The organism is Micromonospora sp. NPDC049580 (genome assembly GCF_040675595.1).
Taxonomy (GTDB): Bacteria; Actinomycetota; Actinomycetes; order Mycobacteriales; family Micromonosporaceae; genus Micromonospora.
Map to the genome: position 1 here is coordinate 1 of NZ_JBFAPG010000095.1, position 15,991 is coordinate 15,991.

The following is a 15,991-nucleotide window of genomic DNA, read 5'->3' on the forward strand; positions in this document are numbered from 1 at the left end:
CCGGACACGGCCCGCCTCCGCGCAGTCGTACCCCTGTCTCTTCGGCCCTGGAGTGCCCCGATGTCCACGACCCGCGCCGCGCCCGAGCCGTCGGCCCGACCAGCCGCCGGGCGGCACGGCCACGACACCGGCCCGGCCCGCCCCCGACTCGCCTGGCGCGACCGGCTGCACCGGTTCGACTCGCGCTACATGCCGTACGTGCTGATCGCGCCCTTCTTCCTGCTCTTCCTGGCGTTCGGGCTGTTCCCGCTGATCTTCAACGGCGTGGTGGCCCTCCGGAACTACCGGCTGGACGACCCCGACGCGACCGGCTGGGCGGGGCTGGGCAACTTCCAGCAGCTCCTCGGCGACGAGGACTTCTGGAACGCCCTCTACAACACCTTCGGCATCTTCCTGCTGTCCTCGGTGCCCCAGCTGCTGCTCGCGCTGATCGTGGCGTCCCTGCTCAACCGGCGGCTGCGGGCGCAGACCTGGTGGCGGGTGGGCGTGCTGCTGCCGTACGTCACACCGATCGTCGCCTCGACGATGGTGTTCAGCGTCTTCTTCTCCCGCGACTTCGGGATGGCCAACTGGGCGCTCGGCCTGTTCGGTGTCGGCGGTGACGACCCGATCGACTGGCGGGCCGACAAGGTGCACTCCTGGATCGCCATCGCCACGATGGTCAACTGGAAGTGGATCGGCTACAACGCGCTGCTCTACCTGGCCGCCATGCAGTCCATCCCGCGTGACGTCTACGAGGCCGCGGCGGTCGACGGCGCCGGCCCGTGGCGGCAGCTCTGGCGGATCACCGTGCCGATGATCCAGCCGGTCGTCGTGTTCACCGTCATCCTGTCCACCATCGGCGGGTTCCAGCTCTTCGTCGAGCCCATGCTGTTCGACCTCCAGGCTCAGGCCGCCACCGGCGGGCCGAACGGCGAGTGGCAGACCATCGCCCAGCTGATCTACAAGGTCGGCTGGAAGGACCTGAATCTCGGGTACGCGGCCGCGATGAGCTGGGCACTCTTCCTGATCATCCTGGTCGTGGCCGGGATCAACACCCTGCTGACCAACCGACTCTCCGGAGGGCGATCCAGGTGAGCGCCGTCGACACCGCACCGCCCCGCCCGACGGCCGCGAAGAGCCGCCGGCGGGCCGCCCTGATGGGCCGCGCCCCGCAGGAGACCCCGGCCGGCCTCGGCACGTACCTGCTGCTCGCCACCACCATGCTGTTCGCGGCGTTCCCGCTGTACTGGATGTTCGTCATCGCCACCAGCGACGACGAGGCGCTGGCGCAGCTCCCGCCGACGGTGATCCCCGGTGACCGTTTCCTCGTCAACCTCGACGAGGTCTTCTCCCTGCAGGACGTGTACTTCGCCGCGTCGCTGGTCAACAGCGTCATCGTCGCGACCGTGGTGACCGCCTCGATGCTGCTCTTCTGCTCGCTCGCCGGGTTCGCGTTCGCCAAGCTGCGCTTCGCCGGCAGCCGGTGGCTGATGCTGTTCGTGGTGCTCACCCTCACCGTGCCCAATCAGCTCGGCGTCGTCGCGCTCTACATCGTCATGGGCAAGCTGGGCTGGAACGGCACCCTGCTGGCCGTGATCGCGCCGGGCCTGGTCACCGCCTTCGGCGTCTTCTACATGCGGCAGTTCATCCTCAACACCGTGCCCGACGAGCTGATCGAGTCGGCGCGGATGGACGGGGCCACCACCATGCGGGTCTACCGCTCCATCGTCCTGCCGGCGATCCGACCGGCCCTCGCGGTGCTCGGCCTGCTCACCTTCGTGGCAACCTGGAACGACTTCCAGTGGCCGCTGATCACCCTGAGCGGCACCGACTTCCCGACCTCGATGGTGGCCATCTCCGACCTGGCCAGCGGCAACTACGTCATCTACCGTCGGGTGCTCGCCGGGGCGTTCGTGGCGACCATCCCCCTACTGATCATGCTGTTTCTCGGTGGACGACAGATCGTCCGCGGAATCATGGAAGGCGCGGTGAAGTCTTGAGTCGACAGGCACTCCACGACGGCTGGACCCTGCGGGCGGCACCCGGAGCGCAGGTGCCGGCCGCGATCGCCGGGCAGGCCGTGCCGGCGACCGTGCCCGGTTGCGTGCACACTGACCTGCTCGACGCCGGGCTGATCCCCGACCCGTACCTCGACGACAACGAGCTGTCCCTGGCCTGGATCGGGCGCACCGACTGGCACTACCGAACGACCTTCCGCCGCCCACCCGGCCACCACGACCGGATCGACCTGGTCTGCGCCGGCCTGGACACGGTCGCCACCATCAGCGTCAACGGGGTCGAGGTCGGCCGTACCGAGAACATGCACCGCGGCCACCGCTTCGACGTCTCCTCGCTGCTGCGCGACGGCGACAACGACCTGGCCGTCGCGTTCGACTCCGCCTACCGCTACGCCGAGGCGCAGCGTGACCGCCTCGGCGACCGCCCCAACGCGTATCCGGAGCCCTTCCAGTTCGTCCGCAAGATGGCCTGCAACTTCGGCTGGGACTGGGGGCCCACGCTGGTGACCGCCGGCATCTGGCAGGACATCGGCCTGCACGCCTGGTCCACCGCCCGGCTGGCCACCGTCCGCCCGCTGGTCACCCTCGCCGGCAGTGACGGCCGGGTCGACGTGCACGTCGAGGTCGAGCGCGTCGCGGACGTCCCGCTGACCGTGCGCGCCACCGTCGCCGGCGTCAGCGCGGACGTGGTCGTCCCGGCCGGGCAGCGCACGGCCGTGCTGAGCCTCACCGTCCGCGAGCCCGCGCTGTGGTGGCCACGGGGGTACGGCGAACAGGCCCGCCACCTGCTGGAGGTGACCCTGCACGCGCCGGACGGCGAGACCCTGGATGGCTGGTCGCGGCGGGTCGGCTTCCGCTCGGTGCGACTGGACACCACCCCCGACGAACACGGCACCCCGTTCGTGCTGTCGGTCAACGACGTTCCGGTCGTCGTGCGCGGCGTGAACTGGATCCCCGACGACGTGTTCCCCACCCGGATCACGCGGGATCGGCTGGCCGGGCGGTTCGACCAGGCGATCGGGGCCAACGTCAACCTGCTGCGCGTCTGGGGCGGCGGCCGGTACGAGTCGGAGGACTTCTACGACCTCGCCGACGAACGCGGGCTGCTCGTCCAGCAGGACTTTCTCTTCGCCTGCGCCGCGTACCCCGAGGAGGAGCCGTTCGCCAGCGAGGTCGCCGCCGAGGCCGCCGAGCAGGTGACCCGGCTGACGCCCCACCCGTCGCTGGTCCTGTGGACCGGCAACAACGAGAACATCTGGGGCTGGCACGACTGGGACTGGCAGGAACCACTGGCGGGCCGCACCTGGGGACGCGGCTACTACCTCGACGTCCTGCCCCGCATCGTCGGCGAGCTGGACCCGACGCGCCCGTACTGGCCGGGCAGCCCCTGGTCGGGCACCGAGACGATCCACCCCAACGACCCGGCGCACGGCACCACCCACATCTGGGACGTGTGGAACACCGACGACTACACGAAATACCGGGAGTACGTCCCGCGCTTCGTCGCCGAGTTCGGCTACCAGGCCCCACCGGCGTACGCCACCCTGCGCCGGGCGCTGAGCGACGAACCCCTCGCCTCCGACTCGCCGGGCATGGCACACCACCAGAAGGCCGCCGACGGCGACGCCAAGCTCCAGCGGGGCCTGGACGCCCACCTGCCGTCGCCCGCCGACTTCGACGACTGGCACTACCTCACGCAGCTCAACCAGGCGCGGGCCATCCAACTGGGGGTCGAGCACTTCCGCTCCCACCGCGACATCTGCGCCGGCACCATCGTCTGGCAGCTCAACGACTGCTGGCCAGTCACCTCCTGGTCGGCCGTCGACGGCGACGGCCGCCGCAAACCCCTGTGGTACGCGCTGCGCCACGCGTACGCCGACTGGTTGCTCACCGTGCAGCCCCGCGACGGCGGCCTGGCCCTGGTCGCGGTGAACGAGACCGGCCAACCGTGGCGGTCATCGGCCTCGGTGACCCGGCTGACCCTCGACGGGGAGCCCCGGGCGAAGACGACGGTGGAGCTGGACGTCCCCGCGTACGCGGCGGTCACCCTGGCCCTGCCGGCGGACCTGACCCGGCCGGAGGACGCCCGGCGGGAGCTGCTGGTCGCCGAGGCGGGGGAGACCGCCGAACGGGCGCTGTGGTTCTTCGCCGAGGACCGGGACATCGACTGGCCGGCGGCGGCCTGGGACGCGACTGTCGAACCGGTCGACGGCGGTCAGCGGGTCCGGGTGACGGCGCGCACGGTGCTGCGCGACCTGACCCTCTTCCCGGACCGACTGGACGCCTCCGCCACCGTGGACAGCGCCCTGGTCACCCTGCTGCCCGACGAGTCGACGATATTCACCGTGCGGTCCCGGGCCCCGCTGGACCCGACGGCCCTTACCTCCCGCCCGGTGCTCCGCAGCGTTAACGACCTGGCGTGATCAACACGACTTCGCTGATGTGGCGGTATCCGGTCTCGTGGATACCGCCACATCGGCGACCTCGTGTCGATCAAGTCGCCGCAGGTCGGCGTCAGAAGTGAGTGCTCGCCTTCCGCTGGGAGGGGCTTGATGCGTGCTGCCTGCCATGCGCAATGCTCGGAGTGAACGTCGGCAGCATTCGTGGGCGCTGAGTAGGCTGAATTGCGCTGGCATCCAGCCGGAGAACGCGTCTTCCGGTCGAGCGGAGAAACTAGCTGGCGGATATCTGACAGTACGCGGATCATGCTGTGGTGCGGTCTGCCGAGCGGTAAACAGTTGTCTGAAGGTGCGACAGCCTGCTCGTCGAAACGGTTGCCTCATGAGCTGTTTGTCGTGACGGCTCCGCCCGGCTGGAGGACTTTTGTCACGTCCCGCTGTGGCATCGTGCAGAGCACCTTCCCTATTGCACGGCAGCGCCGACCAGGACCCGGGAGACACCACTCGATGACGGCCTCCAATGAGCCCACCCAGAACCAGCCGCCCTCTGGACAGCCGCCGATCCCAATAGGCGCTCAGTTCTCGCATACGTCTGCCGAGCACTTCCCGCCGCCGCATGCTGGGGAGTTCCCTCCGACCATGCCCGGCCAATTCCCGCCAACCCCCGGCCCTCGGAAGCGCGCCTCATGGCTGCTGCCCACCCTCATCGGAGTCGGTGCGTTCGTGGTGCTGTGTTGCGGCGGCGCCATAGCGGTGGGCCTGTCATCCGAGGACAAGAAACCCGACGCCGCGGCCGTCAGCAATGGTGCTTCCGTCGACACGAGTAGCCCTACCTCCGCTAGTGCGTCGACGCCGGCAGAGAATCTTGCGGCGTCCGCACCTGCGGAGCGGACTGCAGCTCCCGAGCCTGCGAAGCCAAAGGCTGCCGGCGTTGGCGACAAGGTTCGGGGTGGTGACTTCGAGTTCACCGTCAAGAATGTAAAGTGTGGGATTTCTCAGGTAGGGAACGAATTCCTGAATACCAAGGCGCAAGGCACGTTCTGCAGGATAAGTGTGACCGTCAAGAACGTCACCAAGAAGGCGCATACTTTCCATGCCGATGGCACTATCACCGCCCAGGACGGAAGTGGCCGAGAATACGAGGTGGACGGGGAGGCCGGGATCTACGGCAACAATGACGGGCAAGGATTCCTCGACGAGATCAACCCGGGTAATTCGGTGACCGCGAATGTCTTCTTCGACGTCCCGAAGGGCACCAAGCTTAAGACGGTCACTCTTGATGCGGGCCTGTTCACCCTCGCTGAGGACGCCGTCGTCGTCCTGTGACCGTTCGCCGTGACCGACCGGTGAGGTCCCCGCATGTGCCGGGGACCTCACTCTTTGCGGTTGTGGGAACACCCGAGCCCGGCATGGGCGGTCGGTCAGCAGCGATGGATGCTTCCCACGAAGGTGGTCCAAGCGGCGGGGGTGAAGGTGAGAGCCGGGCCGTGCGGGTCCTTGCTGTCGCGTACGGCGACGATGCCGGGCAGGTTGTCGGCAACCTCGACACACTCACCGCCGTTGCCCGCGCTGCGGGTGCTTTTGCGCCAATGGGCGCCGGTCAGGTCAACCATGGTGAACCTCCCCGATGATCTTATTGATCAGTTGGAACGATTGTCCCTCATCGAGGGTGAGTGACAGCAGGCTCGACCAGACCTTCTCGTAGGTCGCGAACTCGTGGGGACGGTCGAGGTAGAGGGCGCCGGTGATCGACTCGCTGTAAACCAGTGGAGGCTCGGGGGTGGTTCGGTTCCCGAGCGGAAACTCAAGGAGCACGAACTCGCCGGCAACAGTTCCGTGATGTGGCCCCGCGATCAGCGGCATCACGCGAATCGACACGTTCGGCAGCCGGGTCATCGCCAAGAGGTGGTGGAGTTGCCCGGCCATGGTCTCGGCGTTGCCCACCGGCCGAAGGAGCACCGATTCGCAGAGCACCACCTGCACCTGCGGAGCCCGGGGCAGACGACGCGTCAGAAGAGACTGGCGTTGCAGGCGAAGCTCGACCGCGCGCTCCCGGTCGTCGTCGCTCATGTCGGGCTGGTCGATGCGGTAGATGCCCCGGGCGTAGTCCCGGCTCTGGAGAATGCCGGGCACGAGACTGTTCTTGTAGAAGCGGAGTCTGGACGCGGCAGATTCGAGCCCCACGTACAGCTCGAACCATTCCGGAACGGCGTCGCCGTACGCGTGCCACCAGCCCTTCGCTTTCGTCTCACTGGCCAGCGAGGTCAGCGCGTGGGTCAGCCCGTCCGTTGCCCCGTACAGCTCGCACATTGCCCGGACGTCGACGCCACGCACCGAGCCGAGGCCGCTCTCGATCCGCCACACCTTCTGGCGGCTGCACTCCAGCGCCTCGGCGACCGCGTCGAGGGTCGCCCCCGCCTCGGTGCGCAGGTCACGCAGCGCCCTGCCGAGCTGGCGTCGGGGCACCGTCGAGCCCATGTCATCGGCCACCCGGCTCTCCTTCCTGTGTTGAGTTTTGCAACATCCCGAGAGCCGTTCTGCAACAGGGGAATGTTGCGCACAATTATCGGAACAGTGTGAGTGGACATTCATTGCGATGGTGCTTCCGACCTTACAAGATTGGTCCGACAACGGCGATGGACGCGCAATTCCCACGTCGGTGTATGTCGAACAATTTGTGAGGAAGGGTGGTGCTGTTTCGTGCGCGCGTTTCTCCGTCATCTCTGGGCCGAGCCGCCCCGGCCGGTCAGCAGACGCCAGCGCAGCCGGCGGACCCGCGAGGATATGGCGGCCCGCCGGTGAGCGCCCGGTGGGTGGCGCACCTGCCGTTCACCGCCGCCGACCTGCCGGCCGCCCAGCATCTCGCCGGCACCCTGGCCCGATCGTTGAGCTTCTTGTCCGAGGTGGACGCCGGTGAGACAACGGTGTCGGCCGAGGACTCCCAGGGCGTACGCCATCGGGTCTTCTGCGACCTGCCGCTCGACGGCGGCCGGCGGTGTGTGCGGCGGGTGGAGCACGACGGTGACTGCGCGTCCCGGCGGCGCCGGTGACCCCCGTCGTCGTCACCTGCCCCGACTCGACCTGGCCCTCGTCGTGGGCATGGACGACCTGCGGCACAACTCCGGCGACCCGCTGCTGGCCGACGGGCTGAACTGGCCGGTCGACGTGAAACCGTGCCACGCCCCCGTCCGACCCGACCACCTGCCCAACCGGCCGAGCCTCGCCGCCGCGCTCGCCTGGTGCGCCGAGTGCCTGGCCGACGCCGTCGCCGGGCCGCCCGCACCGACGCCGCCCAGCACGCCGGGCAGGTGGTCACCGTCCGCTTCACCCGTGCCAACTGCATTGTGCACCGGCACGACGACGGCGGCGTACGCCTCCTCGCCGAAGCTCCCGACCTACGCGACCTGCGGTGGGCGTGAGGCATGTCGGCGGCCTTGATCGACACGAGATCGCCGATGTGGCGGTATCCACTCGACGGGATACCGCGACATCGGCGAAGTCGTGTTGATCAAGCGCAGGCGCGGGGCCTTACTCGGGGACGCGTCGGTAGGCGCCGTCGCTGGCTGAGGTGGCCATCGAGGCGTACGCGCGCAGCGCCGCCGACACCGGCCGCTGCCGGTTGGTCGGGGTGTACGGCTTGTCGCGCTTCTCCTCGGCCACCCGTCGCGCCTCCAGCTCGTCCTCGGCCACGTTGAGGGAGATCGACCGGCCCGGGATGTCGATGACGATCTCGTCGCCCTCGCGGACCAGGGCGATCAGCCCTCCGGAGGCGGCCTCGGGGGAGGCGTGGCCGATGGAGAGGCCGGACGTGCCGCCGGAGAAGCGGCCGTCGGTGAGCAGCGCGCACGAGCGGCCCAGCCCGCGACCCTTGAGGAACGAGGTGGGGTAGAGCATCTCCTGCATGCCGGGGCCACCCTTCGGGCCCTCGTAGCGGATCACCACGACGTCGCCGGCGACGACCTCCTTGGCGAGGATCGCCGTCACCGCGTCGTCCTGCGACTCGTAGACCTTCGCCGGGCCGCGGAAGGTCAGACAGTCGTCCGGCACGCCGGCGGTCTTCACGACGCAGCCGTCCGGGGCCAGGTTGCCGTGCAGGATGGCGAGGCCGCCGTCGGCGGAGTACGCGTGCTCGCGGTCGCGGATGCAGCCCTCGGCCGCGTCGGTGTCCAGCGTCGACCAGCGGTTGGTGGTGGAGAAGGGCTCGACGGTGCGCACCCCGCCCGGTGCGGCGTGGAACAGCTCGACAGCCGTCGGCGTCGGCGAGCCGCCGCGCACGTCCCAGTCGGTGAGCCACTGCGCCAGCGAAGGGGAGTGCACGGCGTGCACGTTCCGGTTGAGCTGCCCGGCCCGGTCCAGCTCGCCGAGGATCGCCGGGATGCCACCGGCCCGGTGCACGTCCTCCATGTGGTACTTCGGCGAGTTCGGGGCGACCTTGGCCAGGCACGGAACCCGCCGGGAGATGGCGTCGATGTCGGCGACACCGAAGTCCAGCTCGGCCTCGCGGGCGGCGGCGAGCAGGTGCAGCACGGTGTTGGTGGAGCCGCCCATCGCCACGTCCAGGGCGACCGCGTTCTCGAAGGCGGCCTTGGAGGCGACCGTACGGGGCAGCACCGAGTCGTCGTCGCCGTCGTACCACCGCTTGGCGATGTCCACGACGGTGCGGCCGGCCTCGACGAAGAGCGACCGGCGCGCGGCGTGGGTGGCCAGCGTCGAACCGTTGCCGGGCAGCGCCAGCCCGATGGCCTCGGTGAGGCAGTTCATCGAGTTGGCGGTGAACATCCCGGAGCAGGAGCCGCAGGTGGGGCAGGCGGAGCGCTCGATCTCGCCGAGCTGCTCGTCGGTCACCGCCTCGTTCGAGGAAGCGATCATCGCGTCGATCAGGTCGATCTTGCTGTGCACGACGCCCTCGATCGCCGTCGTCTTGCCGGCCTCCATCGGGCCGCCGGAGACGAAGACGGTCGGGATGTTGAGCCGCAGCGCGGCCAGCAGCATGCCCGGGGTGATCTTGTCGCAGTTCGAGATGCAGACCAGGGCGTCCGCGCAGTGCGCGTTGACCATGTACTCCACCGCGTCGGCGATCAACTCGCGGCTGGGCAGGGAGTAGAGCATGCCGCCGTGGCCCATCGCGATGCCGTCGTCGACCGCGATCGTGTTGAACTCCCGGCCGACGCCGCCGGCCTCGGCCACCGCGTCGGCGACCAGACCGCCCATGTCCTTCAGGTGGACGTGACCGGGCACGAACTGGGTGAAACTGTTGGCGATGGCGACGATCGGCTTTCCGAAATCGTCGTCGGTCATCCCGGTGGCCCGCCAGAGGGCCCGGGCGCCGGCCATCGTCCGACCGTGTGTGGAAGTCCTCGATCGCAGCTCAGGCATGTGTACCAGCATGACACCGCCGCCGCGTCAGGCATCCGGAGTATCCGCCGTGTCCCAACAGATGCACATCCGGTCTCCCACGGCGTGCACTCATCCGGCACTCTTGATGGCGTGCATCTCCCCCCGGGCATGGTCGCCGTCGCGGCGCTGAGCGGCGTGGTCGCAGCTGCGGCCACCGTGCTGCTGACCATGGTCGCGCGGCGGCGCAGCGGGCCGCGCCGGCCGGCGCACCTGCTGCTCGCGGCAGCCGCCGGGACGTCCCTGGCCAGCCTGTTGGTCGGTCTGGTGGCCGTGCTCTCCACCAACGAGCACTGGGCCCACGAGCAGAGCCAGCGCACCGGCTGGGCCACCGTGGCGGCGATCGGCACGGCGGTGAGCGGGCTGGCCTTCGCGGCCGGGCTGCTCCGGCTGCCGGGGGTCGCCGCCACCGCCGCGGGGACCGCCCGGCTCGCCCTGGACGGTCTGACCATGGCGGCGGCGCTGTGGTTCGTCGGCTGGGTGCTCTTCTCCGAGCCGACCCGGCTGCTCGGCGCCGCCACGCCGATGGCCTGCCCGGCGATCCTGGTGGCGACGGTGAGCGCGGCGCTCGGCGCCGGCCTCGCCGTGATCGTCGTCTTCCGGGCCGCCGCCCCGCGTCAGCGGCTGGCCGTGCTCGCGGCCGGGATCAGCGCGGTGAGCTGCGGCGGTTTGGGCCTCAGCGCCGGGCTCTGCCAGGCGGGGCCGACCATGGCGCTCGCCGGCGCGGCGGTGCTGGCCGCCGGTCTGCTGACCGTCGCGCTCGCCGTCCACCAGGCCGACCGGCCCGGGCACGTCGAGCTGGACCTGATCGGTCGCGACGGCGAGTACGCCGTCGCCCCGATGCTGGCCATGGCGGCCTCGGCGATGTACCACCTCCTGCAGGACGGGCGGTTCACGGCGCCCGGCATCGTCGCCGGCAGCGTCGAGGGCTTCGCCCTGGTGGCCCGGCAGTACCTCACCCTCAAGGACGTCCGGGACTACGCCGGCCGGCTGGCCGAGCGGGAGGCGCACTTCCGTGAGCTGGCGCACACCGACCCCCTGACGTCGCTGGCCAACCGGCGAGGGCTGCTGCGGGCGCTGCACGACGGCGCGGCGGCCGGCACCCCGTGCGTGCTGCTCGGTCTGGATCTGGACGGCTTCAAGAACGTCAACGACATGCGGGGCCACGACGTGGGCGACGCCGTGTTGGCCGAGGTGGGCCGCCGGCTGCGCGGCAACCTGCGCCCGGGTGACGTGGCGGCCCGGCTCGGCGGCGACGAGTTCGCCGTACTCATGCCGGCCCGACCGACCGAGGCGGACCGGGTGGCCGAGCGGCTGCTCGGCGTGCTCAACCGGCCGTACGACCAGCCGGAGGGCCCGGTCTTCCTGTCCGTGAGCATCGGCGTGGCCGGGTGGGCCGGCGAACCCGACGTGGAGCTGCTGCTGCGCCACGCCGATCTGGCGCTGCGCTACGCCAAGCAACGCGGCAAGAACCGGATCGAGCGCTACGACGCCGCGTACGACCAGTTGCTGCGCCGCCGCACCACGCTGGAGCACGAGCTGCGGGGCGCGATCGAGCGCGACGAGCTGCGGCTGGCCTTCCAGCCGGTGGCCTCGCTGCCGTCGGTGCGGCCGGTCGGCGCCGAGGCGCTGCTGCGCTGGCACCACCCCGAGCTGGGCAACATCCGCCCGGACGAGTTCATCCCGCTCGCCGAGGAGTGCGGGATGATCGCCACACTCGGCGCCTGGGTGCTGCACCAGGCCTGCTACCAGCTCTCCCGTTGGCTGACCGACGGGCATGACGTCTGGGTCTCGGTGAACGTCTCGCCGCGCGAGCTGCACGCCCCGGAGTACGTGGTCCAGGTCGCCGAGGCCCTGCGCGCCCACCACGTGCCGCCGCAGCGGCTGGTGCTGGAGGTCACCGAGCACGCGGTCGCCACCGACCTGGACGAGCTGATCCGGCGGCTGACCGCGCTGCGGCTGACCGGCGTACGGATCGCGCTGGACGACTTCGGTGCCGGCTACTCGTCCCTGGGGCAGCTGCGCCGACTGCCGATCGACATTCTGAAGATCGACCACAGCCTGGTCGCCGAGCACGAGCCGGTCCGCCCGGTGGGCCAGGACGGTCCGGCGTTCGCGCCCATGGTCGACATCGTGATGCGGCTGGGCCACCAGTTGGGCCTGGAGGTCATCGCCGAGGGGGTCACCACGCCTACCGAGTTGGCCGCGGTGGTCGCCGCGGGCTGCCGGTTCGGGCAGGGCGCGCTGTTCGGCTGGGGAGTGCCGGCCGAGCACCTGGAGGCGATGCTGGAGGCGGCCACCTCGCCGGGTGCGCGGCCCTCCCCGCTGCCCGCTCCGCGCCGGGTTGCCGGCGGGTCCGGGCAGGTCACGCCGTCTGGTGGTGGCGCGGTGTCAGCCGACTCGCCGCCCTCCGTCAACCAACATGTGGGATCAGTTGACTCATCGCGTGAGATGCGTCAGGCTTAGCCGCATGTCGTCGTACCGGTCGCTGCGAGTACTTACCTGAGCGCACTCTCCCTCATCGAGAGTGCGCTGGCCCCGTGCATCTGCACGAGGGCCGTTTTTATTGCCGTCGGAACCTGTCGCGACGGGCCCACGCCCGCCTCGCATCGCTGAACAAGCCCCAGCCACTCCAGCCGAAGGCCAGAACCACCATGACGAGACCCACGCCCGAGACCCTCGCCCACACCGCCCGGCGGGCCCGCGCGACCGCCGACCCGGCCGGCACCGTCGACCCCGCCGCCGCGCGCGCCGCGGCCACCCCGGCTGTCCCGGCCGTACGGACAGCCGCCCCGGCCCAGGTCTCCGGCGCCAGCTCGCTGGTGCGGTCCCTGGAGGCGCTCGGCGTCGACGTCGTCTTCGGCATCCCGGGCGGCGCGATCCTGCCGGCGTACGACCCGCTCTACGACTCCACCGTCCGGCACATCCTGGTCCGCCACGAGCAGGGCGCCGGGCACGCCGCGACCGGGTACGCGCAGGCCACCGGCAAGGTCGGCGTCTGCATCGCGACCTCCGGCCCGGGTGCGACCAACCTGGTCACGCCGATCGCCGACGCGTACATGGACTCGGTGGCGATGGTGGCGATCACCGGCCAGGTGGCCCGCCCGTCGATCGGCACCGACGCCTTCCAGGAGGCGGACATCCAGGGCATCACGCTGCCGATCACCAAGCACAACTTCCTCGTGCAGACCGCCGAGGAGATCCCGCAGGTGCTGGCCGAGGCGTTCCACCTGGCCAGCACCGGCCGGCCCGGCCCGGTGCTGGTCGACATCCCCAAGGACGTGCTCCAGGCGTCGACCACCTTCTCCTGGCCGCCCACCCTGGACCTGCCCGGCTACCGGCCCACCCTGCACCCGCACGGTAAGCAGATCCGGGAGGCGGCGCGGTTGATGGCCGCGGCCCGGCGGCCGGTGCTCTACGTCGGCGGCGGGGTGCTCAAGGCCGGCGCGACCGACGGGCTGCGCCGGCTGGCCGAGCTGACCGGCATCCCGGTGGTCACCACGCTGATGGCGCTCGGCGCGTTCCCCGACTCGCATCAGCAGCACCTGGGGATGCCCGGCATGCACGGCACGGTCGCTGCGGTCTACGGCCTGCAGAAGGCGGATCTGATCGTCGCGCTGGGCGCACGCTTCGACGACCGGGTCACCGGCAAACTGGACTCGTTCGCCCCGGACGCGGCGGTGGTGCACGCGGACATCGACCCCGCCGAGATCGGCAAGAACCGGCACGTGGACGTGCCGATCGTCGGCGACGCCAAGCACGTCATCGACGAGCTGATCGCCGCGGTCACCGCTGAGCGGTCGGCGGGGCACACCGCCGACCTCGGTGACTGGTGGACGCAGCTGGACGACCTGCGCAACCGTTACCCGCTGGGCTACGACGAGCCGGTCGACGGGACCCTGTCCCCGCAGTACGTGATCAAGCGGCTGGGCGAGATCGTCGGCTCCGACGCGATCTTCGTGGCCGGGGTGGGCCAGCACCAGATGTGGGCGTCGCAGTTCATCTCCTACGAGAAGCCGTACACCTGGTTGAATTCCGGCGGTCTCGGCACCATGGGCTACGCGGTTCCGGCGGCGATGGGCGCCAAGGTCGGCAAGCCGGACACGGTGGTCTGGGCGGTGGACGGGGACGGCTGCTTCCAGATGACCAACCAGGAGTTGGCCACCTGCGCGTTGGAGGGCATCCCGGTCAAGATCGCTGTCATCAACAACGGCAATCTCGGCATGGTCCGACAGTGGCAGACGCTCTTCTACAACGAGCGCTACTCCAACACCGAGCTCGGCACCCACAAGCACCGCATTCCGGACTTCGTCAAGCTCGCCGAGGCCCTGGGCTGCGTCGGGCTGCGGTGCGAGAGCGCGGCTGACGTGGACAAGACCATCGCCGCCGCCATGGAGATCAACGACGCGCCCGTGGTGATCGACTTCGTGGTCGGCAAGGACGCGATGGTCTGGCCGATGGTCGCCGCCGGCACCAGCAACGACGAGATCATGTTCGCCCGTGGCGTCCGCCCGGTCTTCGACGAGGATGACATTTAATGACGATGCACACCCTGTCCGTGCTGGTGGAGAACAAGCCCGGCGTGCTCGCCCGCGTCTCCGGCCTGTTCTCCCGGCGCGGGTTCAACATCGACAGCCTCGCCGTCGGCGAGACCGAGAACCCGGACGTCTCCCGGATCACCATCGTGGTCAACGCGGAGTCGTCCCCGCTGGAGCAGGTCACCAAGCAGCTGAACAAGCTGGTCAACGTGCTCAAGATCGTTGAGCTGGATCCGCAGGTCTCGGTTGCCCGCGAGCTGCTGCTGGTGAAGGTTCGCGCCGACCGGTCCGCGCGGTCGCAGGTGCTGGAGACGGTCAACCTGTTCCGTGCCCGGGTGGTCGACGTCGCACCGGACACGCTGACCATCGAGGCCACCGGCACACCGGACAAGCTCGACGCGCTGCTGCGCGACCTCGAGGCCTTCGGCATCAAGGAAATGGTCCAGTCCGGGCTGGTGGCCATCGGGCGCGGCTCGCGTTCGATCACCGCCGGCCCCGCGCTGCGCGCCGCCTGACCCATCCGCACAGACCACGACGGGCCACTCAGGCCGTCGTACGAAAGGGAAGTTTCTCATGAGCGTTGAGGTGTACTACGACGATGATGCCGACCTCGGCCTGATCCAGGCCAGGAAGGTCGCGGTGATCGGCTACGGCAGCCAGGGTCACGCCCACGCGCTGTCGCTGCGGGACTCGGGCGTCGACGTGGTGATCGGTCTGCCGGAGGGCTCGAAGAGTCGTCCCAAGGCCGAGGAGCAGGGCCTGCGGGTGCTCACGCCGGCACAGGCCGCCGCCGAGGCCGACGTGATCATGGTGCTGGCGCCGGACACCGCCCAGCGCAAGCTCTACACCGAGTCGATCGAGCCGCACCTCGCCCCGGGCAAGGCGCTCTTCTTCGGTCACGGCTTCAACATCCGGTACGGCCTGATCAAGCCCCCGGCCGAGGTGGACGTGGCGATGGTCGCACCGAAGGGCCCGGGTCACCTGGTCCGCCGCCAGTACGCCGACGGCAAGGGCGTGCCCTGCCTCGTCGCCGTCGAGCAGGACGCCAGCGGCAACGCGCTCGCGCTCGCCCTCGCGTACGCCAAGGGGATCGGTGGCACCCGGGCCGGCGCGATCAAGACCACCTTCACCGAGGAGACCGAGACCGACCTCTTCGGCGAGCAGGCGGTGCTCTGCGGCGGTGCGGCGGCCCTGGTGCAGACCGGCTTCGAGGTGCTCACCGAGGCCGGTTACGCCCCCGAGGTGGCCTACTTCGAGTGCCTGCACGAGCTGAAGCTGATCGTCGACCTCATGTACGAGGGCGGCATCGCGAAGATGCGGTACAGCATCTCCGACACCGCCGAGTACGGCGACCTGTCCCGTGGCCCGCGCATCATCGACTCCCGGGTCAAGGACGAGATGCGCAAGATCCTGGGCGAGATCCAGTCCGGCGAGTTCGCTCGCGAGTGGGTCGCCGAGGACGAGGCCGGCCGGCCGAACTTCAAGAAGTGGCAGGCCGAGGGTGCGGCGCACCCGATCGAGGAGACCGGCAAGAAGCTGCGCGGCATGATGAGCTGGGTCGACCGCCCGATCACCGAGACCGCCTGATCGCTCGGCCAGACGACAGTCTCCGACGGCCCCGGCGCAAGCTGTACGCGATCCTCGCCGAATCCGAGTGAGA

At 70.0% G+C, this 15,991-nt stretch carries 13 protein-coding genes; 10 read left to right on the top strand and 3 right to left on the bottom strand.

Going from position 1 to position 15,991, the window contains the following annotated elements:
* Positions 1-60: 60 nt before the first annotated feature.
* The 4 genes from AB0J68_RS11275 to AB0J68_RS11290 all read left to right on the top strand — a co-directional run bounded on the left by AB0J68_RS11275 (position 61) and on the right by AB0J68_RS11290 (position 5,725).
* A complete protein-coding gene (locus tag AB0J68_RS11275) occupies positions 61-1,077 on the top strand; it encodes a sugar ABC transporter permease (protein WP_354858687.1) in 1,017 nt (338 codons plus the stop codon).
* Between the two features lie 62 nt (positions 1,078-1,139).
* Positions 1,140-1,982, top strand: coding sequence for a carbohydrate ABC transporter permease (locus tag AB0J68_RS11280; protein ID WP_363937927.1), 843 nt, complete (start codon positions 1,140-1,142; stop codon positions 1,980-1,982).
* Positions 1,979-4,423: a glycoside hydrolase family 2 protein gene (locus tag AB0J68_RS11285; RefSeq protein ID WP_363937906.1), complete on the top strand. Its 2,445-nt coding sequence runs from the start codon at positions 1,979-1,981 to the stop codon at positions 4,421-4,423. Before AB0J68_RS11280 ends, AB0J68_RS11285 begins: the two co-directional genes overlap by 4 nt.
* 615 nt (positions 4,424-5,038) lie before the next feature.
* Positions 5,039-5,725, top strand: coding sequence for a DUF4352 domain-containing protein (locus AB0J68_RS11290; protein ID WP_363937909.1), 687 nt, complete (start codon positions 5,039-5,041; stop codon positions 5,723-5,725).
* A 95-nt stretch (positions 5,726-5,820) separates the two neighbouring features.
* On the opposite strand, the gene AB0J68_RS11295 is transcribed toward AB0J68_RS11290, so the two are convergent.
* Together AB0J68_RS11295 and AB0J68_RS11300 are read right to left on the bottom strand one after the other, a co-directional pair.
* Entirely contained in the window at positions 5,821-6,012 is a 192-nt protein-coding gene (locus tag AB0J68_RS11295; protein ID WP_363937912.1) for a DUF397 domain-containing protein, read from the bottom strand.
* Positions 6,005-6,889 (bottom strand): helix-turn-helix transcriptional regulator, encoded by an 885-nt coding sequence (locus AB0J68_RS11300; RefSeq protein ID WP_363937914.1) that lies wholly within the window; start codon positions 6,887-6,889, stop codon positions 6,005-6,007. Before AB0J68_RS11300 ends, AB0J68_RS11295 begins: the two co-directional genes overlap by 8 nt.
* 308 nt (positions 6,890-7,197) lie before the next feature.
* Here AB0J68_RS11300 and AB0J68_RS11305 point away from each other — a divergent pair, with 308 nt between their 5' ends.
* Both AB0J68_RS11305 and AB0J68_RS11310 read left to right on the top strand, forming a co-directional pair.
* A complete protein-coding gene (locus tag AB0J68_RS11305; protein ID WP_363937917.1) occupies positions 7,198-7,449 on the top strand; it encodes a hypothetical protein in 252 nt (83 codons plus the stop codon).
* Complete coding sequence (locus AB0J68_RS11310) at positions 7,421-7,837, top strand: hypothetical protein (protein WP_363937919.1); 417 nt, start codon at positions 7,421-7,423, stop codon at positions 7,835-7,837. Before AB0J68_RS11305 ends, AB0J68_RS11310 begins: the two co-directional genes overlap by 29 nt.
* A 90-nt stretch (positions 7,838-7,927) precedes the next feature.
* Here the strand turns inward: AB0J68_RS11310 and ilvD are convergent, their stop codons facing one another.
* Complete coding sequence (ilvD, locus tag AB0J68_RS11315; protein WP_363937922.1) at positions 7,928-9,775, bottom strand: dihydroxy-acid dehydratase; 1,848 nt, start codon at positions 9,773-9,775, stop codon at positions 7,928-7,930.
* Positions 9,776-9,886: 111 nt separating this feature from the next.
* Here ilvD and AB0J68_RS11320 point away from each other — a divergent pair, with 111 nt between their 5' ends.
* From AB0J68_RS11320 to ilvC, 4 genes are all read left to right on the top strand, one after another.
* Entirely contained in the window at positions 9,887-12,259 is a 2,373-nt protein-coding gene (locus AB0J68_RS11320) for an EAL domain-containing protein (protein WP_354858695.1), read from the top strand.
* Positions 12,260-12,447: 188 nt separating this feature from the next.
* Entirely contained in the window at positions 12,448-14,331 is a 1,884-nt protein-coding gene (locus AB0J68_RS11325; protein ID WP_354858697.1) for an acetolactate synthase large subunit, read from the top strand.
* Positions 14,331-14,846: an acetolactate synthase small subunit gene (gene ilvN / locus AB0J68_RS11330; protein ID WP_088946549.1), complete on the top strand. Its 516-nt coding sequence runs from the start codon at positions 14,331-14,333 to the stop codon at positions 14,844-14,846. The genes AB0J68_RS11325 and ilvN overlap by 1 nt, the downstream gene beginning before the upstream one ends.
* 58 nt (positions 14,847-14,904) lie before the next feature.
* Entirely contained in the window at positions 14,905-15,918 is a 1,014-nt protein-coding gene (gene ilvC, locus AB0J68_RS11335; RefSeq protein ID WP_355067008.1) for a ketol-acid reductoisomerase, read from the top strand.
* The last annotated feature ends 73 nt before the right edge of the window (positions 15,919-15,991 follow it).

Bases quoted from the DNA above. Each gene is read 5' to 3' on its own strand.
- AB0J68_RS11325 (WP_354858697.1), top strand. From the start codon at position 12,448: ATGACGAGACCCACGCCCGAGACCCTCGCCCACACCGCCCGGCGGGCC.
- ilvC (WP_355067008.1), top strand. From the start codon at position 14,905: ATGAGCGTTGAGGTGTACTACGACGATGATGCCGACCTCGGCCTGATC.
- AB0J68_RS11280 (WP_363937927.1), top strand. From the start codon at position 1,140: ATGGGCCGCGCCCCGCAGGAGACCCCGGCCGGCCTCGGCACGTACCTG.
- AB0J68_RS11295 (WP_363937912.1), bottom strand. From the start codon at position 6,012: ATGGTTGACCTGACCGGCGCCCATTGGCGCAAAAGCACCCGCAGCGCG.
- ilvD (WP_363937922.1), bottom strand. From the start codon at position 9,775: ATGCCTGAGCTGCGATCGAGGACTTCCACACACGGTCGGACGATGGCC.
- AB0J68_RS11275 (WP_354858687.1), top strand. From the start codon at position 61: ATGTCCACGACCCGCGCCGCGCCCGAGCCGTCGGCCCGACCAGCCGCC.
- ilvN (WP_088946549.1), top strand. From the start codon at position 14,331: ATGACGATGCACACCCTGTCCGTGCTGGTGGAGAACAAGCCCGGCGTG.
- AB0J68_RS11290 (WP_363937909.1), top strand. From the start codon at position 5,039: ATGCCCGGCCAATTCCCGCCAACCCCCGGCCCTCGGAAGCGCGCCTCA.